The following is a 24,167-nucleotide window of genomic DNA, read 5'->3' on the forward strand; positions in this document are numbered from 1 at the left end:
GGTCAGCGGGCGAGCGAGCGCTCGCTGCGATCGAGGAAGTCGAGCATCTGGCGCACGTCTTCGCTGCCTTCCGCCTGCGCCTGCAACTGCTCGCGGGCTTCGGCCAGCGGGAGGCCGGCCATGTAGAGCGTGCGGTAGGCGCGCTTGATGGCGGCGATGCGCGTGGTGTCGAAACCGCGACGTTTCAGGCCTTCGCTGTTGATGCCGCGCGGACGGCCGCGGGTCTCGTTCGCCATCATCACGAACGGCGGCACGTCGGAACCGACCAGGCAGCCCATGCCGAGGAAGGCATGGGCGCCGACCTTGCAGAACTGGTGCACGCCGGAATAACCCGACAGGATCGTCCAGTCGCCGATCTCGGCGTGACCGGCCAGGGCCGAGTAGTTGGAAAACACGATGTTGTTGCCGACCTGGCAGTCGTGGGCGATGTGCACGTAGGCCAGCAGCCAGTTGTCGTTGCCCACGCGGGTCGCGCCGCCGCCGTCGCCCGTGCCGCGGTTGATCGTGACGAATTCGCGGATGAGGTTGCGGTCGCCGATGATCACTTCGGTGCGCTCGCCCTGCCATTTCTTGTCCTGCGGCGGACCGCCGATGGAGGCGAACTGGAGGATGCGATTGTCGCGGCCGATGGTAGTGGGCCCGTCGATCACCACGTGGGGACCTATGACGGTGCCCTCGCCGATCGTGACGTCCGAGCCGATGATCGTGTACGCACCGACGCTGACGTTGTCCGCGATACGCGCGGAGGGATCGATCTGCGCGGTCGGATGAATCATTTGTCGCTCCTGGCGGCGCACATCAGCTCGCAGCACGCCACGACCTTGCCGTCGACGAGCGAGCGGGCCTCGAACAGCCCCATGCCGCGGATCAGGCGCTTGAGCGAGACCTCCATGCGCAGCTGGTCGCCCGGGGCGACGACCGCGGAGAAGCGGGCGTTGTCGACCTTCACGAGGTAGAACAGCGGGCTGCCGCCCTGGCCGTCGAGCTGGCTGGTGATCTGGGTGAGCAGGCCGGCGGTCTGTGCCATGGCCTCGACGATGAGCACGCCCGGCATCACCGGGTGGCCAGGGAAATGACCCTGGAAGAACGGCTCGTTGATCGTGACGTTCTTGATGGCCGTGATGCACTTGCCCGGCTCGATCTCGATGACCCGGTCGACCAGCAGGAACGGGTAGCGGTGCGGCAGCAACTGCTGGATCTGTTCCACGTCCACCGGGAGCTTCACGGCGGGTTTCGAATCGCTCATTGCCCTTTGTCCTTTTCCAGCGCCGCCAGGCGGCGCGCGTACTCGTCGAGGTGTTTCATGCGTGCCGCGTTACGGCGCCACTGGCGGTTTTCCTGCAGCGGCGAGCCGGAGGAGTACTCGCCCGGTTCGCGGATCGAGGCCGTCACCAGGCTCTTGGCCGTGATGGTAACCCGGTCGGTAAGTTCGAGGTGGCCGAGGATGCCCGCGTTGCCGCCGATGAGGCAGTAGCGGCCGATCTTCGCGCTGCCCGCCACGGCCGAGCAGCCGGCCATCGCGGTGTGCGCGCCGATGTGCACGTTGTGGGCGATCTGGATCTGGTTGTCGAGGCGGACATCGTCCTCCAGCACCGTATCGTCGAGCGCGCCACGGTCGATCGTGGTGTTGGCGCCGATTTCGCAGTCGTCGCCGATACGGACGCCGCCCAGTTGGGGCAGCTTCACCCAGTGGTCGCGGTCGAAAGCGAGGCCGAAGCCGTCCGAGCCGATGACCGCGCCCGGATGGACCAGCACGCGCTTGCCGAGCGTGACCCGGATCACGAGGGTCACCCGGGCCACCAGGCGTGAATCGGCACCCACGACGCAGCCCGGGCCGATGGTGCATCCAGGCCCCAGGATGGCGCCTTCCTCAATCACCGCGCCGTCCTCGACCACGCAGCAGGGGCCGACGCTCGCGGTGGGATGGACGCGCGCGGAGGCCGATACCACGGCGCTGGGATGGATGCCGCGGGGGGCGGACGGGTGCTTCTCGAACAGCGCCGCGATTTTCGCGTAGGCGACGTAGGGGTCGTTCGCCACGAGGGCCGCACCCTTGCGTAGCGGCAGGGCATCGGCGTTGAGCACCACGATGCCGGCCTGGGTGTCGGTCAGCTGCGAGGTGTATTTCGGATTCGAAAGAAAGGTGAACTGCGTCGGCGTGGCCGCGGCCAGCGTACCGATGCCGTCGACCGCGGTGGCCGGATCGCCATGCGCTTCGAGCCCGAACCGTTCGGCCAGCTCGCCTAGGGTGAATTGCGGATTCCCGCTCACGGAAGTGCTCCCAAAAGAAAGGGGTGGCAAGGATCGCTCCCTGCCACCCCACGATTCTACTTACTGTTCACGCCTTGCGGTTCACGCCTTAGAACGTGTTGCCGAAGGTGAACTGGATGCGCTCGACGAAGCGGTTGTCGGCATCCTTCTTACGGAACGGCACGGCGAAGTTGATGATCAGCGGACCGATCGGCGCCTGCCACTGCAGCGACAGACCCGTGGAGGCGCGCAGGTCGCTGGCGTTGAAGGACTGGTAATCCTTGTAGACGTTGCCGACGTCCACGAACCACGACACGCGGGCCGTGTTGACGTCCTTGAGGAAGGGCAGGGGCAGGAAGACCTGCGCGGTGCCCAGCACCTTGAACGCGCCACCGATCGGCTGGCCGTAGGTGTAGTAGCCGCCCGAGCAACGGCCATGGCTGTCCGGGGTGGGGTTGGCGCTGCCGCCGTCGCAGAGGCGGGGACCCAGGGTGTTGTCCTGGAAGCCGCGCACGTCTCGCACGCCGCCGGCGTAGTAGTTCTCCCAGAAGGGGAACTGCACCTTGTCGCCCTTGCTGTAGATCTTGGCGCCGATGCTGCCGTCGGGATTGATGGCGTAGCCGTCGTTGGAATACGTCTGGCCGTAGGTCTTGCCGTAGCCGACCTGGCCGTCGAGGTAGAGCACGAAGCCCTTGCCGATCGGCCAGTAGTGGTTGGCTTCGCCGAACAGCTTGTAGAACTGCACCGTGGAACCCGGCAGCGCGCCCTCGATGGACGCCGACAACTGGCCGCCGCGGGTCGGGGCCCAGTAGCTGTTGCGGGTGTCGTGGGTGTAGCCCAGGCTCGACGTCCACGAGTGGACGGTCTTGTTGCCGATCGCCCGCTGGTACGCCGACAGCTGTTCGGGCGTGAGCGCCGAGGTGTTGATCAGGTTCGAGCTGACGCCAAGGCTGGTCGACAGCGAGTCGTAGTCGGTGATCGGGAACGACAGCGTCGTCTGGAACGACTTGGTGCTGTAGGTATAGTTCGCCAGATCGGTGTCGCCGTAATCGAGCTTGCTGTAGCCGATGTTATAGCCCAGCTGCACGCCCGAGTCGGTGAGGTAGGGGTTCACGTAGCTGGCGTTGACGCGCTTGTAGTACGTGCTGGTTTCCGCGCCGACCGAGAAGCGGTCGCCCGTACCCAGGAAGTTGTTCTGCGACACCGAGGCCGACAGGATGATGCCGGAATACTGCGAGTAGCCCACGCCGAACATCAGCGAGCCGGCGGACTGTTCTTCCACCTTCACCGTGAGGTCGACCTGGTCGACGGTGCCCGGGACGAGCTGTTTGTCGATGTCGACCGTCTTGAAGTAACCCAGACGCTGCAGGCGGGTCTTGGAACGGTCGATGGCGCCCTGCGCGTACCACGCGCCCTCGAGCTGGCGCATTTCGCGGCGCAGCACCTCGTCTTCGGTGCGGGTGTTGCCCTGGAAGACCACGCGACGCACGTAGACGCGCTTACCCGGCTCGATGAACAGGGTGAGGTCGGCGGTGCGCTTGTCCTTGTCGAGCTTGGGCACTGGGGTGACCTTCGCGAAGGCATAACCGATGTTCGCGAGGATGCCCTTGATGGCGTCGGTGCTGGCTTCGATGGCGGCGTGGTTGAACGTGTCGCCCTTGTGCACGTAGACCAGCTTGCGCAGGGTATCTTCCGGCAGGATCAGGTCACCGAGGAGCTTCACGTCGGAGACGGTGTAAACCTCGCCCTCTTTCACGCTGGCGTCGACGTACATCGCACGCTTGTCCGGGCTGATCGCCACCTGGGTGGAATCGATGCCGAAGTCGGCGTAGCCGCGGTTGAGGTAATAGTTGTTGAGCTTCTCGAGGTCGCCCGAGAGCTTTTCGCGCGAGTACTGGTCGTCCTTGGAATACCAGGACAGCCAGTTGGTCGTGTTCGACTCGAAGCCCTTGCGGATGTCCTTATCGGGGAAGGCCTTGTTGCCGATGATGTTGATTTCTTTGATCTTGGCCGCCTTGCCTTCGCGGATCTCGATGTCGATCGCGACGCGGTTGCGGTCCAGGCGGGTGACGTGCGGTTCGACCGACACGTTGTACTTGCCGCGGTTGTAATACTGACGGATCAGCTCCTGCTGCACGCGATCGAGCGACAGGCGGTCGAAGGTCTCGCCTTCGGCCAGGCCGATTTCCTTCAGGCCCTTGCGCAGGTCGTCTTCCTTGATGTCCTTATTGCCACGAAGCGTGAGCTTGGCGATCGCCGGACGCTCGATGACCTTGATCACCAGGATGTCGCCCTGGCGGTCGAGTTCGACGTCGCTGAAGAATTTGGTCTGGTACAGGGCGCGAATGGCGGCCTGGGCCTTGTCTTCACTGAGCGTGTCACCCTTTTCGACGGGCAGGTAGCTCAGCACCGTGCCCTGCGCGATGCGGGTCAGGCCGTCGATACGGATGTCGGAAACGACGAACGGCTCGAAGGCAAGCGCATTGGCGGACAGGGAGGCAAGCAGGATCAGGGCGGCGATACGCTTCATCGTCGATTCCGTTGGGTTAAGTCCAGTCGCTGGCGGACGAGGCCGGCAACCGAAGAGGAGCACGCGCCGGGCTCATGCCTGGCGTCGTTCGACCGTGGGCGCGGGTGCGTCCATGGCCGGGGTGATTCGTGTGTGGTTCGGGTCCGCGCAACGCGAGGGCCTTCGTCACGATACGAGCATTCGTTGGATGTCGTTGAAGAACGCCAACCCCATCAGGGTAAACAGCAAGGCGAGCCCCACATACTGGCCTGCGATCATGGTGCGTTCGCTTACCGGACTGCCCTTGACCAACTCGATAAGGTAATACAGCAGGTGTCCGCCGTCCAAGACGGGAATCGGAAGCAGGTTCAGGATGGCCAGGCTGAGCGACACCAGGGCGAGGAAGTTCAGGAACCAGCCCAGCCCTCGGTTGGCCGAGTCGTTGGCGACCTGCGCGATGCCGATGACGCCGGAGAGGTTCTTCGTGGAGGCCTCGCCCGAGAGCATCTTGCCGATGAGCCCCAGGGTGTTGCGGGTGCCCGTCCAGGTGGCCGACAGCGACTCGGTAAACGCGCGCACGGGGCCGTAACGGAGAATGGCGGTTTCTGGAGGAACGGCCGAGACCCCGATCATCCACCGGGCCGGCTGGCCCGCCTCGGATTTCATGCGGGCCGTGAGCGAGACCGTCTTCGGCTGGCCGTCGCGCACGATAGCCACCGACAGCGTGGGCGATTTGGCGGCTTCCTCAGGCACCTGTTTGGTGAACGCCTCGAAGTTGTCCACCGGATGGCCGTTGACGCCGACGATGCGGTCGCCCGGGCGCAGGCCTGCCAGTGCGGCGGGGTCGCCGGGCAATACCGTGCCGACCACGGCGGGCAGGGGCGCCATGGCCAGCCCAAGTGCGTTGAAGCGCTGGCCGATGTCGCCGGTGTTGTCGATCGTCTGCAGGGGCAGCACTACGTCGCGACGCGCACCGTCGGGATCCGCCACGCGGACCGGCAACGGCGAAGTGCCGAGCAGCGCGTTGGCGAGGACGTCCATCGCATCGCTCCAGGTGTCCACCGGCTGGCCGTCCATCGCGACGATGCGGTCGCCGGGCCGGATGCCGGCCTGGGCGGCGATGCTGCCGGGTGCCGCGGTCACCAGGGGCGCCACGTCGGGCTTGCCGACCACGTACATCGCCCAGAACGCGGCCACGGTGAAAATGAGGTTGAACGCCGGACCGGCGGCCACGATGGCGATGCGCTTCCAGACGGGCTTGGCGGTGAACTCCTCGCTCATCTGCGAGGGATCGACGTCGGACTCGCGGGCGTCGAGCATCTTCACGTAGCCGCCGAGCGGAATCGCGGCGATCTGGTATTCGGTGCCGTCTTTCGCCACGCGCCGCCACAGCGGACGGCCGAAGCCCACCGAGAAGCGCAACACGCGGACGCCGCAGCGACGGGCGACCCAGTAGTGACCGAATTCGTGAAAGGTCACCAGGACGCCCAGCGTCACCAGCAACCAGAACACGGAACCAAGGAAGGGGCTCATCGGGGAGGCGGGTCTCGAAAAAACGTTTGGGTGGAAGGAGTTTAGCAGTAAGCGCGGCGGAGCACGTCGCGGGCGGCGCGACGCGCCTCCGCGTCACGCGCCGCGAGGGTCTGGACATCGACCACGGGTTTGGCCGGCAGTTCCTCCAGGACACGCTCGACCAGCTCGGCGATACCCAGGAAGGGCAGGGTACCGGCGAGGAACGCTTCCACGGCGACTTCGTTGGCGGCGTTGAGGATGGCGGTGGCATCGCCGCCCGCCCGCAGCGCGTCGAAGGCCAGGGCCAAGCAGCGGAAGGTGTCGGTATCCGGCGCTTCGAAGTCGAGGCGGCCGTGGGCGGCCAGGTCGAGCGGGGGGACCCCGGCCTCGATCCGCTCCGGCCAGGCCAGCGCGCAGGCGATGGCCGTGCGCATGTCGGGGTGGCCCAACTGGGCGAGCATGGAGCCGTCCACGTAGTCGACCAGCGAATGGACCAGGCTCTGGGGATGCACCACCACGTCGATGGTCTCCGGCGGCGCCTGGAACAGGTGGTGGGCCTCGATGACCTCCAGCCCCTTGTTCATCAGGGTGGCCGAGTCGACCGAGATCTTGCGACCCATGGACCATTTGGGGTGGGCGCATGCCTGTGCGGGCGTCACGGTGCCAAGGTCGGCGCGCCCGCGTCCGCGGAAGGGGCCGCCCGATGCCGTCAGCACCAGCCGGCGCACGCCGCCGCGCCCGGCGACGGGACGGCCCGGCGGCAGGCACTGGAAAATGGCGTTGTGTTCGGAGTCGACCGGGATCAGGTCACCGCCGCCCTCGCGCAGTGCGGCGAGCAGGAGCTCGCCAGCCATGACGATGGATTCCTTGTTGGCCAGCAGCAGTCGCTTGCCCGTGCGTGCGGCGGCCAGGGTGGAGTCCAGGCCCGCCGCGCCGACGATGGCGGCGACCACGGTGTCGCAGAGCGGTCCGGCGGCGGCCGCAGTGACCGCATCGGCACCCGACGCCACCTCGCAGCGCACGCCCGCCGCCGCCAGGCGCCGTACCAGGTCGCCCTCCATGGACGCGTCGGCGACGATGGCCAGGTCGGGACGGAAGCGCTCGCAGAGCGTCGCCAGCGCTTCGGTGGACTGGTTCGCCACCAGGACGCTGGCGCGGAACCGCTCAGGGTGACGGGCGATGACGTCGAGCGTGCTGGTGCCGATGGAGCCCGTGGCACCTAGCACGGCCACCTGTCGAACGGCCATGGTCAGAGCCCGAGCAGGATCTTGCCCGCCGCGAAGATCGGCAGGGCGGCGAACACGCTGTCGAGGCGGTCGAGCAGGCCGCCGTGGCCCGGGAACAACGCGCCGGAGTCTTTCACGTCGGCGTGCCGCTTGAGCAGGCTTTCGAACAGATCGCCGACCACGGCGATGGCGACGGTCGCCACGCCGAGCACGAGCATGCCGGTCAACGGCACCCCGCCGCGCACGCCCAGCAGGTAGCCACCGAGCACGGCGACCGCGCCGCCGGCCACCAACGCGCCATAGACGCCGGCCCAGGTCTTGCCCGGACTGATGCGCGGGGCGAGCTTGCGCCGGCCGAACTGGCGACCGCTGAAATATGCCCCCGTATCGGCGGCCCAGACGATCACGAGCGCGAGCAGGGTCCAGCCGGGGCCGCGGTCGCCGCCGTGCAGCGAAATCGCCGAAGCCAGCGCGGGCACGACCACGAGCACGCCCGCCCCAAGCTTGAGCAGGCGGTTTTCGCTGTTGGGGGCCGCGGCGAACGTGAAGCGGCGCAGCCAGAAGCAGCAGCCGATCCACCACGCTACGCCGACGAACACCAGCACGGTGAGGACGCCCGGCGTACGCACCACGACCAGCGCGGCCAGCAACGCCGCGCCCACGGCCGTCACGATGCCGCGGCCCACGGGGGTGCGGCAGCCGGCCAGCAGGCTCCATTCCCAGGCGGCCACCACGAAGACCATTGCCACCACCGCGGCGAACAGGCCAGTGGGCGGCAGCAGGATCATCGCCAGGACCAGGGGCAACAGGATGGCGGCGGTAAGGATGCGTTGTTTCAGCATGGGTGCGGATTCAGCCCGTGGTGGCCACCTGTTCGCCGGTGCGGCCGAAACGGCGCTCGCGGCGGGCGTAGTCGTCGAGGGCCTCGGCGAGGCAGGCCTGGTCGACGTCGGGCCACAGGGTATCGGTGAAATACAGCTCCGCGTAGGCGAGCTGCCAGAGAAGAAAATTGCTGACGCGACGTTCGCCGCCGGTGCGGATGAAGAGGTCGAGCGGGGGCTGGTCGGCAAGGCAGGTGTAGCCATGCAGGCGCGACTCGTCGATGTCCGCGACGGTCATCTCCCCGCGCGTCACGGCCTCGGCCGCCTGCCGCGCCGCGTGGGCGATATCCCATCGCCCACCGTAGTTGACCGCGACGTTCATGTTGAGCGACGTGTTGCCCGCGGTACGGGCCATGGCGCCCTCCATGCGCTGGCGCAACTCGGGGGCGAAGGGCGCCAGGTCGCCGACGAAACGGATACGCACGCCGTTGCCGTTGAGTTCGTCGACCTCGCGGTCGATGGCCTTGAGGAAGAGCTCCATCAGGGCCGACACCTCGGTGGGAGGGCGGCTCCAGTTTTCGCTGGAAAACGCGAACAGGGTGAGCGATTCGATACCCTGGCGCAGGCAGAACTCCACGGCCTCGCGCACGGCTTTCTGCCCGGCGTGGTGCCCGAACGTGCGTGGGCGCAGACGCTGTTTCGCCCAGCGGCCGTTGCCGTCCATCACGATGGCGAGGTGGCGGGGCACCCGCGCGTCGGGCTTGACGGCCATGCCGGCGGACCGATGGCGCGTCAGAGCGCCATCAGCTCCTTTTCCTTCTCGGACACCACGTCGTCGACCAGCTTGACGTACTTGTCCGTGAGCTTCTGGATATCGTCGTCGGCGCGCTTCTTGTCGTCTTCGGTGATGGCCTTGTCTTTCAGCAGCTTGTCGACGTGCTGGATGGCGTCACGGCGGACATTGCGGATGGCGATCTTGGCCTGCTCGCCCTCCTTGGACACGCCCTTGGCGAGCTCCTTGCGGCGCTCCTCCGTCGGCGGCGGGAAGTTGAGGCGGATGTCCATGCCCATGGTGGTCGGCGTGATGCCGAGATCGGACGCCATGATGGCCTTCTCGATCGGACCGACCATGGCCTTGTCGAACGGCTTGACCGACAGGGAGCGAGCGTCCGGCGTGGTGACGTTGGCGACCTGGGCAAGCGGGGTGTCGGTGCCGTAGTAGGGCACCTTGATGTTCTCGAGGATCTGCGGGTTGGCGCGACCGGTGCGGATCGACTTGAGGTCGTGCTTGAGCGAATCGATGCTCTTGCCCATGCGGGTCTCAGCATCTTTCTTGATGTCGTTGATCATGGGCTTGTTTCCGTGGAACGGTCAGCAGGCGAGTATAGCAGGGAGGGCGAAGGCTGCCGGGCCGGGGTCAGCCCGCGTTGACCAGGGTGCCCACGGATTCGCCCTTCATGATCTTCATGAGGTTGCCCGGCGCGGTCATGTCGTAGATGCGCAGGGGCAGCTTGTTTTCCCGGCACAGGGCGATGGCGGCGGTGTCCATGACCTCGAGCCGGCGCTCGATCACCTGGTTGTAGGTGAGGTGCTCGTAGCGGGTGGCATCGGGGTGGCGCTTCGGATCGGCGCTGTAGACGCCGTCGACCTTGGTGGCCTTCAGCAGCAGGTCGGCGCCTACCTCCACGGCGCGCAGCGCGGCGGCCGAATCGGTGGTAAAGAAGGGGTTGCCGATGCCGGCGGCGAACAGCGCGACGCGGCCTTTTTCGAGGTGGCGGATGGCGCGGCGGCGGATGAAGTCCTCACAGACCTCGTTGATCTTGATCGCGCTCATCGTGCGGGCTTCACCCCCGAGCTTCTCGATCGCGTCCTGCATCGCCAGGGCATTCATGACCGTCGCCAGCATGCCCATGTGGTCGCCGGTCACGCGGTCCATGCCCGCGGCGGCCAGGCCGGCGCCACGGAAGATGTTGCCGCCGCCGATGACGACGCCGACCTGCACGCCAGCGTCGCGCACTTCGAGGATTTCTTTCGCAAGGCGGCCGATCACCTTCGGATCGATGCCGTAGTCTTCGCTGCCCATCAAGGCTTCACCGGAGAGCTTGAGCAGGATACGGCGGTGGTTCAGCGGGGTGCTCATGGGGGATCTCCAGTTTGTGTGGGGCAAAACGGGCGTAGTGTAGCGCGCGGCGTTTGTGACAGTCAGGTGAAGGAATGTCGCGGTTGGCGACGGCAGGGGTGGGCGCGCCACATGGCGTTGCGCTGACGAAGTGCGCCTCCACGCCCCGCGCCAAAAAAAGGGGCCGCGATCGCTCGCGGCCCCTTGCTTCCTGAAACGGTGTGCCCGGCTTACGCCAGACCCGCCTGCTTCATCACTTCTTCGGCGAAGTTGTCGACCACCTTCTCGATGCCTTCGCCCACCGCCAGACGCTGCACGCTGACGATCTCGGCACCACCCTTCTTGAGGGCCTCGGCGACGGTCGTCTCGGTGTCGATCACGTACGGCTGGCCGACGAGGGTATTCTCGGCGAGGATCTTGTTGACCTTGCCCGAGACGATCTTGTCGAGGATGTCGGCCGGCTTGGCCTTCTCCTTGTCGGACATCTTCGAAAGCTCGATTTCCTTTTCCTTCTCGAGGAAGTCGGCCGGGACGTCTTCGACCTTGATGAACTTCGGATTCATCGCGGCGACATGCATGGCGATGCCCTTGGCCAGCTCTTCGGAGCCGCCCTTGAGCGCCACCAGCACGCCGATTCGGCCGCCGTGCGAATAGGCACCCAGCACGCCGTCGGTCTCGACGGTGGCGATGCGACGTACATCGAACTTCTCGCCGATGGTGAGGGTGAGTTCCTTCGCGCCTTCTTCCACCGTGGCGTTGCCCAGCTTGGCGGCCTTGAGCGCTTCGATGTCCTTGGCGCCGGACTCGAGGGCGACCTTGGCGACGTCCTGGGTGAACTTCACGAACTGTTCGTTCTTGGCGGCGAAGTCGGTTTCGCTGTTGACTTCGACCATGGCGCCCTTGCCGCCGTCGACGGCGATGGCGACCAGGCCTTCAGCGGCCACGCGATCGGCCTTCTTGTCGGCCTTGGCGAGGCCGTTCTTGCGCAGCCATTCCATCGCCGCTTCGATGTCGCCATTGTTTTCGACGAGCGCCTTTTTGCACTCCATCATGCCGACGCCGGAACGCTCGCGCAGATCCTTGACGAGGCTAGCGGTGATCTCAGCCATGGTGATTCCTCAATGGTTTCGTTGGGCGCCGCGGCGGGGTTGCCGCGGCGCCGGGTAATGCCTTGCGTGCGAAGGGGGTGGGGCGCTTACGCGCGACCACGGCCACCGTCGCGACCGCCATCACGGCGCGGGGCGCCCTTCTTGGCGGGCGGACGACGGTCGCCACGCGGGGCGGCGTCGTCCTTGGCGACCGGGTTGCCTTCGTCGTCGAGCTCGACGAACTCGTTGGCGTCGCCGCGGGCGGCGTGCTGCGGAGCGGCGGCCTTGCCCTCCAGGATGGAGTCGGCGGCGGCGCGGGCGTAGAGCTGGATCGCGCGGATGGCGTCGTCGTTACCCGGGATGGCGTAGTCGACCAGGGCCGGGTCGTAGTTGGTGTCAACCACGGCGACGACCGGGATGCCGAGCTTGCGGGCTTCCTGCACGGCGATGTCTTCGTGGCCGATGTCGACGATGAAGAGGGCGTCCGGCAGGCGGTTCATGTCCTTGATGCCACCGAGGGAGTTCTGCAGCTTCTCGCGCTCGCGGCGACGGGCCAGCACCTCGTGCTTGACCAGGCGGTCGAACGAGCCGTCGGTTTCGGCGGCCTCGAGTTCCTTCAGGCGGGCGACCGACTGCTTGACCGTGCGGAAGTTGGTCAGCATGCCGCCGAGCCAGCGGGCGGTCACGAACGGCTGGCCGGCGCGGCCGGCTTCCTCGGCCAGCGCTTCACGGGCGGAGCGCTTGGTGCCGACGAACAGGATGGTGCCGCCCTTCTGGGCCAGGCCCGAGAGGAAGTTCATCGCGTCGGTGAAGAGCGGGAGCGTCTTCTCGAGGTTGATGATGTGGATCTTGCCGCGGGCGCCGAAGATGTACGGCGCCATCTTGGGGTTCCAGTAACGGGTCTGGTGGCCGAAATGGACGCCGGCTTCCAGCATCTCGCGCATGGTGACTTGTGCCATGGAAATACTCCTGGGCGAACCGCACCGGGCGGTTCTATGGGGGTTGGGACCTCCACGCATCCCCGGCTTCGACCCGGTCCGGCCGCGGAGCCTTTCGCTCTCGGACGGCGGAACGGGCACCCCGAAGGCGGTGCCGATGCGTGTGTGGCGTTAAAAGCGATCGCCCGACGCAGGGCCCATGATGGCGCCATGCGGTTACAATCGCGCTTCGTATCGCCGCCGTGGCCACGGATTCGTGGCTTCGCCGGACGGCAAAACTCGCTAATTGTAGCCTTCCGGGTGTTCCCGCCGCAAGCCGCACTGGATTTCGCGTCCGGGAGCCGCCATCTCGACGATGGGCCCAATCCCCTGAGGGCAAAGGAAAAAAAGAGAGACCATCATGGCAGTCGTACCGAAGACCCCCGAAGAGATCCAGGCCATGCGCGAGGCCGGCCGCCTGGCCGCCGAGGTGCTGGCCATGCTGGTGCCGCACGTCAAGCCGGGCGTCACCACCGAGGAACTCGACCGGCTTGCCCACGACCACATTGTCAACGTGCAGAAGGCCGTTCCGGCCAACGTCGGCTACCGGGGCTTCCCCAAGACGGTTTGCACCTCGGTCAACCACGTGATCTGCCACGGCATCCCCAGCCCCGCCAAGGTGCTCAAGGACGGCGACATCGTCAACATCGACGTCACCGTCATCAAGGATGGCTGGCACGGCGACACCAGCCGCATGTATTTCGTAGGCACCCCGAGCGTGCTGGCCAGGCGCCTGGTCGAGACCACCTTCGAGGCGATGATGAAGGGCATCGAGGCGGTGAAGCCGGGTGCCACCCTTGGCGACGTGGGTGCGGCCATCCAGAAGCACGCCGAGGCGGCGGGGTTCTCGGTGGTGCGCGAGTATTGCGGCCACGGCATCGGCAAGGTCTACCACGACGAGCCGCAGGTGCTGCATTACGGCCGCCCCGGCACCGGCCTCGAGCTGAAGCCGGGCATGACCTTCACGGTCGAGCCGATGATCAACGCCGGCAAGCCGCAGACGAAATCGCTGCCCGATGGCTGGACGGTGGTCACCAAGGACCACTCGCTGTCGGCCCAGTGGGAGCACACGGTCGCGGTCACCGAGCACGGCTTCGAGATCCTCACGCCCTGGCCCGACGCTGCCTGATCCTGGCGGGCCCGACGGCCTTGCCGATTCCTTCGCCCACGCCGAGGCCTGACGTGCCGCTTCCACCGCTTCCGCGCTTGCCCGCCGTGGTGCCCCGCTCGGGCGTCTCGCCCGAGGCGAGGCGCTCGTTGCGCCAGTTGCTGGGTGACGCGGACCGAGCGCTCGCCACCAGCTTCCGCGACGGATCGGACGCCACCGCGCTCGCCGCTCGCCGCGCTGATGTCGTGGGACGCGTGGTGGTGCACGTCTGGAGCGCGTGCCTGGGCGACACGCCGTCCGCGGCGCTGTTCGCCGTCGGCGGCTTCGGGCGGGGCCTGCTGTTTCCGTGTTCCGACGTCGACCTGCTCGCCCTGATCGACGACGACGCCACGGCGCTTTCCCGCGCCCTTGAACACTTTTTCGCCTGCCTGTGGGACATCGGCCTGAAGCCAGGCCATGCCGTGCGCACCGTGGCGCAGTGCCGCGACCTGGCCGCGCGCGACCCCAGCGTCTTCACCAGCCTGCTCGACGCACGCTGCCTGGTCGGGCACGCCGGGCTGGCGACGGGCCTGCGCGGCATCCTCGACGATCCCTCGCTGTGGCCGGCGCGCGACTACCTGCGCGCCCGCGTGGCCGAACGGGACGCGCGGCATGCGCGCTACGACGACACCGCGCAGAACCTCGAACCCAATCTCAAGGACGGTCCCGGCGGCCTGCGCACGCTCGACGCGATACGCTGGCTGGGCCGCCGGCTGGCGAACGCCCCCGATCTGGACGACATGGTCGCCGAAGGTCTGCTCGAACCGGGCGAAGCGACGCGGCTGGAGCGGGCGGAAAATACCTTGCGCCGCTACCGCTTCGCGTTGCACCTGGAGGCGGGGCGCGCGGAAGAACGCCTGCTGTTCGATTACCAGCGGGCGCTCGCGTCGCGACTGGGTTTCGAGGACGAACACGCCAAGAACCTCGGCGTCGAACAGTTCATGCAGGGCTATTACCGCGCGGCGACGCAGATCGAGCGCTCGGGCACGCAACTGGTGGAGCGCTTCGAGGAGATGCTCGCGCCGGACACCGACCCGCAGCCGGTCGGCACCGACTACGTGCGTTACGGTACGCGCATCGCCCCGCGCAACCCGAAGCTCTTCGCGCATCGTCCGGCGGCGCTGGTGGAGATCTTCATCGCCCGCCTCGACGAGCCGGGCATCACCGGTTTCACCGCCGAGACGATGCGGCGCATCCAGCACGCCGTGTCGTTGCATGGCGAGTCGCTCGCCGGCGATCCGCAGGTGCTGGGCGCCTTCCTCACGCTGCTGCGTCGAGGTGCGCTCGCCGTGGACGCGCTGTGGCGGATGAACCGTCACGGCCTGCTGGCCGCGATCCTGCCGGCCTTCGGCACGGTGGTGGGGCGCATGCAGTACGACCTGTTCCACGTGTATACCGTCGACGAGCACACGCTGCGCGTGCTGCGTAACGTCGCCCGCTTCGCCGATCCCGACGCGCGGCGGGAGTTTCCCATTGCGTGCGAGATCTGGCCGCACGTCGAGAAGCCCGAACTCATGCTGCTGGCGGCCCTGTTCCACGACATCGCCAAGGGCCGTGGCGGGGATCACTCCGTGCTCGGCGAAGGCGACGCGCGCGATTTCTGCACGCGCGTGGGCCTGCCCGATGACGACGTCGACCTGGTCGCCTGGCTGGTTCGCCAGCACCTGCTGATGAGCACGACGGCGCAGCGCCAGGACATCACCGATCCCGCGGTGGTGCATCGCTTCGCCGGCATCGTCGGCGACTGGGAGCACCTGGACCACCTCTACCTGCTGACCATCGCCGACATCATCGGCACCAGCCCCAAGCTGTGGAACGCATGGAAGGATCGCCTCCTGGCCGATCTCTACACCGCCACCCGATTCGCCCTGCGCAGCGACCTGGCACCGCCCGCACACGCGGGGGCGCGGGTGCGCGAATGCCGGGAGCGGGCCTTGTCGATGCTGCTGGGCGAGCGCATCGGCACCGACGACATCGCGCGCGTCTGGGCGGAGTTTCCGGACACGAGTTTCCTGCGCCATCGGCCCGAACAGATCGCGTGGCAGACCGCGGCGATCCTGCGCGCCGGCGGCGTGACGCCGCTGGTGGAAGTGCATCCCTTCTCGGTGCGCGGCAGCACCGAGTTGTTCGTCTACGCCCCCGACCGCGACGGCCTCTTCGCCACGGTCACGGCGATGCTCGACCGGCTGCGGTTTTCCGTCGTGGAAGCGCGCGTGCTGGTCTCCACCAGTGGCATGGCGCTGGATACGTTTCTCTTGCTCGAATCCGACACCCAGGCGCCGGCGACGCTGCAACGCGCCGACGAACTGCGCGTGCGCATGCATCGCGCGCTGGAACAGTCGGCGGGACAGGGCCTGGTCAAGCGCAGCATGTCGCGCCACCTGCGCCACTTTCAGATGACGCCGCGCATCGAATTCGCCGACGCCGGCGAGCGCACGCAGCTTGCCCTGGTCTGCACCGACCGGCCCGGCCTGCTCGCCGCGGTGGCGCAGGCGCTGGCCGAAGCGCAGGTGCGCGTGCATGATGCGCGTATCGCCACGTTTGGCGAACGCGTCGAAGATTTCTTCCAACTCACCGATCGCAGCAATGCTCCGCTATCGCCCGAACGCCGGGAGATCCTGCGCGCGTGCCTGCTGCGGCAGATCGGCCCCGAACCCGCCAGGACTACCTCCCATGCAGATGCAAACGCTTGAGTCGGTCATCGACGCCGCCTTCGAACGCCGCGCCGACCTCACCCAGAACGACATCGAAGGCGGCCTGCGCGAAGCGGTCGACCAGGTGCTTAACCTCCTCGAATCCGGCGAGCGCCGCGTGGCCGAGCCGGACGGCAAGGGTGGCTGGATCGTGCACGCGTGGCTGAAGAAGGCGGTGCTGCTCTACTTCCGCATGAACGGCAACCGCGTAATGGATGGCGGTCCGTCCAGCGCCTTCGACAAAGTGCCGTTGCGCTTCACCGGCGGCGACGAGATCGAATACGCCACCCTCGGCGCGCGCGTGGTGCCGGGCGCCCTGGTGCGCCGAGGGGCGCACATCGCGAAAGACGCCGTGCTGATGCCGAGCTATACGAACATCGGCGCTTATGTCGGCCCGGGCACCATGGTCGATACGTGGGCCACCGTGGGTTCGTGCGCGCAGATCGGGGCCAATGTGCATCTCTCCGGTGGCGTGGGCATCGGCGGCGTGCTGGAACCGCTCCAGGCGAACCCGACCATCATCGAAGACAACTGTTTCATCGGCGCGCGCTCCGAAGTGGTCGAGGGCGTGGTGGTCGAGAAGGGCTCGGTGATCGGTATGGGTGTGTTCCTGGGCCAGTCCACCCGCATCTATAACCGCGCCACCGGCGAGGTCAGCTACGGTCGCGTGCCGGCGGGCAGCGTCGTGGTGGCCGGCAGCCTGCCGGCGAAGGACGGTACGCACAGCCTCTATGCCGCGGTCATCGTCAAGCAGGTCGACGAAAAGACCCGCTCCAAGACCGGCATCAACGAACTCCTGCGCAGCGGCGAATGACCATGACCCTGACCGTATACGGCCTGCCCAACTGCGACACCTGCAAGAAGGCCCGCAACTGGCTCGACCGCTTCGGCGTCGCCCACACCTTTGTCGACTACCGTGCCGATCCCGTGCCCCCCACCACGCTGAAGGCGTGGGCGCAGTCGCTGGGTGGCTGGGAAAAACTCATCAACAAGGCGTCCACCACCTGGCGCACGCTGTTGCCGCAGCGCAAGGACCCCCGCACCGAGCCGGAATGGACGCTCCTGCTCAAGGAATACCCCGCGCTGATCAAGCGCCCGGTGGTCGTGCAGGGTGACGAGGTGTCCGTCGGGTTCTCCGACAATGCGTTCAAGAAACGATTCGGCACGTAAATCGCCCCTCTCGAAGCGGCCCAGCCCATGTCCCCCGTGATCGCACTCACCCACGACCTCATCCGCCGCCGTTCCGTCACGCCGGAGGACGCCGGTTGCCTGCCGCTGATCGCCGATCGCCTGGCCCGCCTCGGTTTCCGTATCGAGCACCTGCGCTTCGGCGATGTCGACAATCTCTGGGCCACGCACGGAGACCGGGGCCCGGTACTGGCGTTCCTCGGTCATACCGACGTGGTGCCGAGCGGGCCGGAAGACCGCTGGACGTCGCCGCCCTTCGAGCCGACGCAGCGCGAGGGCCTGCTCTACGGCCGCGGCGCCGCCGACATGAAGGGCTCGGTCGCGGCGATGGTGGTGGCGCTGGAGCGGTTCGTCGGTGCGCATCCCTCGCATCCGGGCACCGTCGGTCTGCTGTTGACCAGCGACGAAGAAGGCGTGGCGCTGCATGGCGTGCGCGAGGTGGTGGAGCACTTCACCCGGCGCGGTCAGCGCATCGATTACTGCGTGGTGGGTGAGCCCTCCGCCAAGGCCCGCCTGGGTGATCTCATCCGGGTGGGGCGGCGTGGGTCGTTGTCCGGCACGCTGACCGTTCGGGGCGTGCAGGGCCATGTCGCCTATCCTGAAAAAGCCACCAATCCCATCCACGTGTTCGCGCCCGCGCTTGCCGCGCTGGCGGCGGAGCCCTGGGACGCGGGCAGCGCGGATTTTCCGCCCACGTCGTTCCAGGTGTCCAACCTCAACGCGGGCACCGGTGCGAACAACGTCATCCCGGGCGAACTGGTGGCGCTGATCAATTTTCGCTTCTCCACCGCGAGTACGGCCGAGGACTTGCAGGCGCGTACCGAAACGATACTGCGCGCCCATGGCGTGGACTTCGCCATCGACTGGCATCTGTCGGGGCATCCCTTCCTCGCCCCGCCGGGCGGCCGCCTGCGCGAGGTGGTGTCCGGCGTCTGCCGCGACCTGTGTGGCATCGATCCGGAGCAGAGCACGGGCGGCGGCACCAGTGACGGCCGGTTCATCGCCCCGATGGGTGCCGAGGTGATCGAACTGGGGCCGGTCAACGCCACCATCCACAAGGTGGACGAGTGCGTATCCCTGGCGGATCTGGAGGCCTTGCCTGCGCTTTATGAAGCGATCTGCCAGCGTATCCTGACCTGACGTCGCTTCAGACGCCCACGGCAACATGCGGCCGCGCCCGCATGATCGCTGGCGCCATCGATGGGAACCTTTCCGGCCCTTACCCGCCGGACTCCTCATGCGAAAGCCCCTTCTCGCCCTCATCGCGCTCGGTAGCGTGTCGCTAGGCGTCGCGCACGCCGCCTCCCTCGACGACACCCGCATCCCTTCGGTCGTCGTCATCAGCGTCGACGACACGGACGAACCGGCCGGCTTTTCGCGTCTCATCGATGGCTTGCTCGCCGAAGGACGGCGCGTGGCGCTGAGCGGCACGCTGGCATCGCTCAAGCGCCTGCGACCGTCGTTCGCTTACGTGTGGCCGTCCACCAACACGGTGGTGCTCGACCCGGCCGCAGGGCTGGGCATCTTCGGCTTCGACGCCGCGGATGACGCGTCGCGCGATCGCGTGCTGTCGCTGTGGCCGTGGGAAGACGATCCCTTGGCGGCCGCATTCTCGCGCGTGCCACGGGCCGCGTCGGATTCGGTGTCGAGGCACGTCAAGTTCGACGTGCTGGCCACTTCCCCCGCAGCGGTCTGCCAGAGCTTCGGCCGGGAGATGACCACGGCCATGTTCAAGGACGTCACGCCGACGTCCGACCAGCGGGCGGCGTTTCGTAAGGAACTGCGTCGCTGGTGCCAGCACGGTCATCTTTCTGTCCACCTGGCGGAACCGGCCCCACTGCAGATCGACACGTTTGCCACGTCGGATCAGGCACGGCTCACGCTAGCCTCCGAATGGGCGTTGATCCGTTCCGACGATGTCGCCACCGGCACGAGGTATTTTTTCTGGAACAAGACGCTGGGTGACGGTGCCGGCAACGGGTTTACCCTCGGCCGCGACCATGAGGGACGGACGGACGGCGAAGGCGGTTTCGAGGATGTGATCGACGTGGCCATCCACTCGGGCTGGGGCGACGTCTATCCGGGTGACGACACGTTCGCCTGGCCGACCGCCTCGACGTTTCCGTTGGTCGGAAACGTTCGCCTGTTTCGCTGTGACGGACCGGACGACAGCCGACCGTCGGATTGTCCGGTCGCACCGATGGTGAGAAAGCTCTATCCCACCGATTCGGTCGACGGTTCGGTAAACCGGGCCTCTGGCGAATCTTTCGCATTCGGCGGCGAGGCCGCGGTGGTGGGTTCCGCGGTGAAGGACGGCCTCGGCGTATCGGTGAACTTCGGCCTGGCGACGATCCTGGGCACATCCACCGTGTCGCATTCGGACATGACCATGACGAGCATCCGCAGCAACGCGGACCGCATCTTCTCCCGCAGCACCTGGTGGCGGCCGGATGTGCTGGCGATGGTCGAGTGGATTCGGGCACGCCGGCACGAGGGCAGCCTTGCCAAGGCATCGCCGCTGGCCGGCACGGTAAATCCACGTTACGAAATACTCTGGGAACTTCCCGCCAGCGGCAACGGGGGGCGTACGCTGCCTTACCACGTCTTTTACGAGTTGGGCGTCAACGCGTGCACGCAAGGCTGCGTGTGCCGGCTCGCCGGAAAGCCGCGCGTGGGGTGGGTCGACCATGTGCTGGTGCACATCCCGGCGGATTGAGCGTATCGCTCAGCGCTTCTTCGGAAACACCGCGACCATCCCGGCGTACGGTTTGGTCATGAACGCGGGGGCGCCAGCATAGCCCGCCGTCGGGGTGAACGTCTGCGAGATGGTACCGTCGAGGAACAACGCATCGCGGCAACCAAGACGGTCACGGAACAAGCGGGCGAACGTGTGGAAGTTCACCGGTGCACGGCTCACCGCGAACACCACCTCGTGGGGCGATGTCGCGCAGACCCCACTACGCCATTTCATGCTGTCGGAGCCATCGTCGAACTGGGTGTTGATGTCGCCGTCGATCACCAGCATGGGGCCGGATTGCGTCGCCCACCGCGGCTTGCGGCCCTCGGCGCGAAAGGCTTCGCTGGTGCGAACTTCGGCGCTGCCATCGTCGTAAACGGCGAAGACGCCGTTGGGCAGCAGCGAGAAATTGCCCGAGCGGGGATTGCCATGGGCGAGGTTGAGCGGAACGATCGTCTTGCCGTTCTCGACGTACAGTCCGAGCGGCTTGAAATCACGATCGTAAATGCCTGCATTGGTGGCGAAGAGCAAGGGCCGCCCCTTGCCGTCCGCCCAGGTCTTCAGTGCCTCGATACCGCCGAAGGGTTGGCCGGTGTCGGGGTTGCGCCAGTAGAACTCGATATCGTCGCGCGTGGTGTCGACGGTCACGGTGAAATACGACTGGCTGTCGAATACGACATCGTGCCCGTCCACCGCGTCGGCGGCCGGTGAGCAACCGACGGCGAGCCCGACGAGGGCCGGGACGATGAACAGGCGTGACGCGATGCGGATCATGCGGGGAACGAGCGGGTGGGGCATGCCCCCGATGTTCGCCGGGCGCCACCGCGCGCGCAAGGGGCAGGGCGCCACCGCGCAGCCGGGAGCGCGTAAACTCCGTGGTTTTCCCCGCTTTCGTCATCGCCATGCCCTATACGCCCATCGTCGCCACGCTCGGCTACGTGCTTTCCCCGGATGGCCAGCGCGTGCTCATGATCCATCGCAACGCGCGTCCGGACGATCAGCACCTGGGCAAGTACAACGGCCTGGGCGGCAAGATGGAACCCAACGAGGACATCGCCGCGTGCATGCGGCGCGAGATCCGCGAGGAAGCCGGCATCGAGTGTCTCGACATGCGACTGCGCGGCACGGTCAACTGGCCGGGTTTCGGTAAGCAGGGCGAAGACTGGCTCGGCTTTGTCTTCGTGATCACGCGCTACGAGGGCACGCCGCTATCGTCGAATCCGGAAGGCACCCTGGAATGGGTCGCCGTGGATGCGCTGGACCGATTGCCGATGTGGGAGGGCGACCGGCATTTCCTGCCGCTGGTGTTCGACGCCGATCCCAGGCCGTTCCACGGCGTGATGCCATACAAGGGCGGCCATATGGTCTCCTGGCACGTCACCCGCCTGTAGAAGCCGGCCCCACGGGCGATCCGACGCAGCCGGCCCGTTCACGATGCGGCGCATGGCCTCATGGGCTCCATGCGCCTTTATCGTTGGCGGGCAGGGCCCACCCCTGCCCGGTCAGCCTGTCGTCTCGATCCGTTCGACGCGCCGCAGGCCGCGCGGCAGCACGCCGCCGCGGGTGGCGCGGCTGCCGCCGTACTCGACCAGGTCGGCCCATTTCAGGGTGAGCTTGCGCTGACCGGCATAGAGCGTGACCTCGCCCTTGCCCTCGGCGACCACCGCCACGCCCACCACGCGCTCCTCGCCCGAGGCCAGCTTCGCCTTCGGGATCTCGATGAGCTTGTTGCCCTTGCCCTTGTCGAGTTCGGGCAGTTCGGCTACCGAGAACATCAGCAGGTGGCCTTCGCCTGTCACCACCACGATGCGATCGCGCGACGGGTCGGCGGAGATGACCGGGGCCAGTACGCGTGCCCCCTCACTCAAGGAGATAATCTGCTTGCCGGCCTTCTGGCGACCCGTAAGCGCCTCGAAACGGGTGACGAAGCCGTAACCGAAGTTCGTGGCGAGCACGACGCGGGTGTCGTTGTCCGCGGCGACCACGGCGTCGAAACCGGCGCCCGCCGGCGGACTGAAACGACCGGTGAGCGGCTCGCCGTTGCCGCGCGCCGATGGCAGCGTGTGCGCGGGCGTGGCGTAAGCCCGGCCGGTGGAATCGATGAAGGCGACCTGCTGCGTGGTGCGGGCGCGCGCGATCGCCAGCAGGCTGTCGCCCTCCCGGTACGACAACGCCTCACCGTCCATCTCGTGGCCCTTGCCGGCGCGCACCCAGCCCTTCTGCGAAAGCACCACGGTAACCGGCTCGGAGGCGACCAGCGCGCTCTCGTCGAGCGCCTGCGCCGCACTGCGCTCGATCAGGGGCGAGCGGCGCTCGTCACCGTATTTCTCGGCATCGGCGCGGAGTTCTTCCTTGATCAGCCCCTTCAGCTTGGCCGGGGACTTCAGCAGCACGTTGATCCGCGCACGCTCTTCCTCGAGCTTGTCGCGCTCTTCATTGATTTTCATTTCCTCAAGGCGGGCCAGCTGGCGCAGCTTGGTCTCGAGGATGTAGTCGGCCTGCTCCTCGTCGAGGCGGAAGCGGGCGATCAGCACCGGCTTGGGTTCGTCTTCGGTACGGACGATGCGGATCACCTCGTCGAGATTGAGGTAGGCGATGCGCAACGCCTCGAGCAGGTGCAGGCGACGCTCCACCCGGCCCAGGCGGTGGGTGAGCCGGCGCGTGACCGTGTCGGTGCGGAAACGCAGCCACTCGCCCAGCACCATCTTGAGGTCTTTCACCTGGGGCCGGCCATCGAGGCCGATCATGTTCAGGTTGATGCGGAAGCTCTTTTCCAGGTCGGTCGTGGCAAACAGGTGCTGCATCATTTCGTCGAGGTCGACGCGGTTCGAGCGCGGCACCAGCACCAGCCGGATGGGATTCTCGTGATCGGACTCGTCGCGGAGATCCTCCAGCATCGGCAGCTTCTTCAGCCGCATCTGCGCCGCGATCTGCTCGAGGATCTTCGACGGCGACACCTGGTGGGGCAGCGCCGTGATCACGATGTGGGTGTCTTCGCGCACGTACACCGCGCGGGCACGCACCGAGCCGGTGCCGGTCTGGTACATCGCCAGCAATTCGCGGCGCGGTGTGATGATTTCGGCCGTGGTGGGGTAGTCCGGGCCCTGCACGTGCTCGCAAAGGTCGGCCACCGTGGCGTCGGGATCGTCGAGCAGGCGGATGCAGGCGCTGGCCACCTCGCGCAGGTTGTGCGGCGGGATGTCCGTGGCCATGCCCACGGCGATGCCCATCGAGCCGTTGAGCAGCACATGCGGCACGCGGGCTGGCAGCCAGGAGGGTTCTTCGAGGGTGCCGTCGAAGTTGGGCGCCCAGTCGGTGGTGCCGTGGCCCAGTTCGGAAAGGAGCAGCTCGGCGATGGGGGTCAGGCGCGACTCCGTGTATCGCATCGCCGCGAAGCTCTTCGGATCGTCCGGCGAGCCGAAGTTGCCGTGGCCGTCGACCAACGGGTAGCGGTAGGAGAACGGCTGCGCCATGAGCACCATGGCTTCATAGCAGGCCGAGTCGCCGTGCGGGTGGAACTTGCCGATGACGTCGCCGATGGTGCGCGCGGATTTCTTCGGCTTGGCGGTGGCGGCCAGGCTCAGCTCGCTCATGGCGTAGACGATGCGCCGCTGCACCGGCTTGAGGCCGTCGCCCACGAAGGGCAGGGCGCGGTCGAGCACCACATACATCGAGTAGTCGAGATAAGCCCGCTCGGCGTATTCCTTGAGCGGGATCTGTTCGTAATTGGCTTGCAGATTCATGGGCTTGGCTATCCTTCTGGCGCGCCGCGGCGCGTCGTTAACCGGACGATGGTGCCAGAAAGGCGTCTCAGGGGTGTAGACCGAATCGCGTCAGTGCGCCGCGGGCGCCCCGGGACCGTGCCGGTCGGCACCCTGCCGAAAAGGCCATGCGTCCTGG

The 24,167-nt window shown here is 67.0% G+C and carries 21 protein-coding genes; 7 read left to right on the forward strand and 14 right to left on the reverse strand.

Annotated elements, in window-relative coordinates; translation table 11 throughout:
• Positions 1-2 precede the first annotated feature (2 nt).
• The 12 genes from lpxA to rpsB form a co-directional block, all read right to left on the reverse strand.
• Entirely contained in the window at positions 3-776 is a 774-nt protein-coding gene (gene lpxA / locus PI246_RS01815) for an acyl-ACP--UDP-N-acetylglucosamine O-acyltransferase (RefSeq protein ID WP_320549578.1), read from the reverse strand.
• On the reverse strand, positions 773-1,246 hold the full coding sequence (gene fabZ, locus PI246_RS01820; RefSeq protein ID WP_320549579.1) for a 3-hydroxyacyl-ACP dehydratase FabZ: 474 nt from the start codon (positions 1,244-1,246) through the stop codon (positions 773-775). Before fabZ ends, lpxA begins: the two co-directional genes overlap by 4 nt.
• Positions 1,243-2,271 (reverse strand): UDP-3-O-(3-hydroxymyristoyl)glucosamine N-acyltransferase, encoded by a 1,029-nt coding sequence (gene lpxD, locus PI246_RS01825; protein ID WP_320549580.1) that lies wholly within the window; start codon positions 2,269-2,271, stop codon positions 1,243-1,245. The genes fabZ and lpxD overlap by 4 nt, the downstream gene beginning before the upstream one ends.
• An 88-nt stretch (positions 2,272-2,359) precedes the next feature.
• Complete coding sequence (gene bamA / locus PI246_RS01830; RefSeq protein WP_320549581.1) at positions 2,360-4,780, reverse strand: outer membrane protein assembly factor BamA; 2,421 nt, start codon at positions 4,778-4,780, stop codon at positions 2,360-2,362.
• 165 nt (positions 4,781-4,945) lie between these two features.
• Positions 4,946-6,292 (reverse strand): RIP metalloprotease RseP, encoded by a 1,347-nt coding sequence (gene rseP, locus PI246_RS01835; RefSeq protein ID WP_320549582.1) that lies wholly within the window; start codon positions 6,290-6,292, stop codon positions 4,946-4,948.
• Positions 6,293-6,333: 41 nt separating this feature from the next.
• A complete protein-coding gene (locus PI246_RS01840; RefSeq protein ID WP_320549583.1) occupies positions 6,334-7,518 on the reverse strand; it encodes a 1-deoxy-D-xylulose-5-phosphate reductoisomerase in 1,185 nt (394 codons plus the stop codon).
• A gap of 2 nt (positions 7,519-7,520) precedes the next feature.
• The gene (locus PI246_RS01845; RefSeq protein WP_320549584.1) at positions 7,521-8,339 is read right to left on the reverse strand and encodes a phosphatidate cytidylyltransferase; all 819 of its coding nucleotides are present in this window, start codon (positions 8,337-8,339) and stop codon (positions 7,521-7,523) included.
• A gap of 10 nt (positions 8,340-8,349) precedes the next feature.
• Positions 8,350-9,090, reverse strand: coding sequence for a polyprenyl diphosphate synthase (gene uppS / locus PI246_RS01850; protein WP_320549585.1), 741 nt, complete (start codon positions 9,088-9,090; stop codon positions 8,350-8,352).
• 20 nt (positions 9,091-9,110) lie between these two features.
• Positions 9,111-9,668, reverse strand: coding sequence for a ribosome recycling factor (gene frr / locus PI246_RS01855; RefSeq protein WP_320549586.1), 558 nt, complete (start codon positions 9,666-9,668; stop codon positions 9,111-9,113).
• Between the two features lie 67 nt (positions 9,669-9,735).
• Entirely contained in the window at positions 9,736-10,458 is a 723-nt protein-coding gene (gene pyrH / locus PI246_RS01860) for a UMP kinase (RefSeq protein ID WP_320549587.1), read from the reverse strand.
• A gap of 209 nt (positions 10,459-10,667) precedes the next feature.
• Positions 10,668-11,546: a translation elongation factor Ts gene (gene tsf, locus PI246_RS01865; RefSeq protein ID WP_320549588.1), complete on the reverse strand. Its 879-nt coding sequence runs from the start codon at positions 11,544-11,546 to the stop codon at positions 10,668-10,670.
• Positions 11,547-11,632: 86 nt separating this feature from the next.
• Positions 11,633-12,484 carry a 30S ribosomal protein S2 gene (gene rpsB, locus PI246_RS01870; protein WP_320549589.1) on the reverse strand — a complete coding sequence of 284 codons (852 nt, stop codon included), beginning with the start codon at positions 12,482-12,484 and terminating at the stop codon, positions 11,633-11,635.
• A 379-nt stretch (positions 12,485-12,863) separates the two neighbouring features.
• Between rpsB and map the strand changes: the two genes are divergently transcribed.
• From map to PI246_RS01900, 6 genes are all read left to right on the forward strand, one after another.
• Positions 12,864-13,631, forward strand: a complete 768-nt coding sequence (gene map / locus PI246_RS01875) for a type I methionyl aminopeptidase (RefSeq protein WP_320549590.1) — start codon at positions 12,864-12,866, stop codon at positions 13,629-13,631.
• 53 nt (positions 13,632-13,684) lie between these two features.
• Complete coding sequence (gene glnD, locus PI246_RS01880) at positions 13,685-16,342, forward strand: [protein-PII] uridylyltransferase (RefSeq protein ID WP_320549591.1); 2,658 nt, start codon at positions 13,685-13,687, stop codon at positions 16,340-16,342.
• Complete coding sequence (gene dapD, locus PI246_RS01885) at positions 16,329-17,156, forward strand: 2,3,4,5-tetrahydropyridine-2,6-dicarboxylate N-succinyltransferase (RefSeq protein WP_320550230.1); 828 nt, start codon at positions 16,329-16,331, stop codon at positions 17,154-17,156. The genes glnD and dapD overlap by 14 nt, the downstream gene beginning before the upstream one ends.
• Positions 17,157-17,158: 2 nt before the next feature.
• A complete protein-coding gene (locus PI246_RS01890) occupies positions 17,159-17,512 on the forward strand; it encodes an arsenate reductase (RefSeq protein WP_320549592.1) in 354 nt (117 codons plus the stop codon).
• Positions 17,513-17,539: 27 nt separating this feature from the next.
• Positions 17,540-18,670: a succinyl-diaminopimelate desuccinylase gene (dapE, locus tag PI246_RS01895; RefSeq protein WP_320549593.1), complete on the forward strand. Its 1,131-nt coding sequence runs from the start codon at positions 17,540-17,542 to the stop codon at positions 18,668-18,670.
• Between the two features lie 97 nt (positions 18,671-18,767).
• Complete coding sequence (locus PI246_RS01900; protein WP_320549594.1) at positions 18,768-20,246, forward strand: hypothetical protein; 1,479 nt, start codon at positions 18,768-18,770, stop codon at positions 20,244-20,246.
• Between the two features lie 9 nt (positions 20,247-20,255).
• Here PI246_RS01900 and PI246_RS01905 read toward each other — a convergent pair whose 3' ends face one another.
• Positions 20,256-21,065, reverse strand: coding sequence for a phosphodiester glycosidase family protein (locus PI246_RS01905; protein WP_320549595.1), 810 nt, complete (start codon positions 21,063-21,065; stop codon positions 20,256-20,258).
• A gap of 104 nt (positions 21,066-21,169) precedes the next feature.
• On the opposite strand from PI246_RS01905, the gene PI246_RS01910 reads away from it, so the two are divergent.
• Entirely contained in the window at positions 21,170-21,658 is a 489-nt protein-coding gene (locus PI246_RS01910) for an NUDIX hydrolase (RefSeq protein ID WP_320550231.1), read from the forward strand.
• A gap of 111 nt (positions 21,659-21,769) precedes the next feature.
• On the opposite strand, the gene parC is transcribed toward PI246_RS01910, so the two are convergent.
• Positions 21,770-24,010 (reverse strand): DNA topoisomerase IV subunit A, encoded by a 2,241-nt coding sequence (parC, locus tag PI246_RS01915; RefSeq protein WP_320549596.1) that lies wholly within the window; start codon positions 24,008-24,010, stop codon positions 21,770-21,772.
• Between the last annotated feature and the right edge of the window lie 157 nt (positions 24,011-24,167).

Origin of the sequence: Luteibacter sahnii (assembly GCF_034063545.1) — a bacterium.
Classification (GTDB): domain Bacteria; phylum Pseudomonadota; class Gammaproteobacteria; order Xanthomonadales; family Rhodanobacteraceae; genus Luteibacter; species Luteibacter sahnii.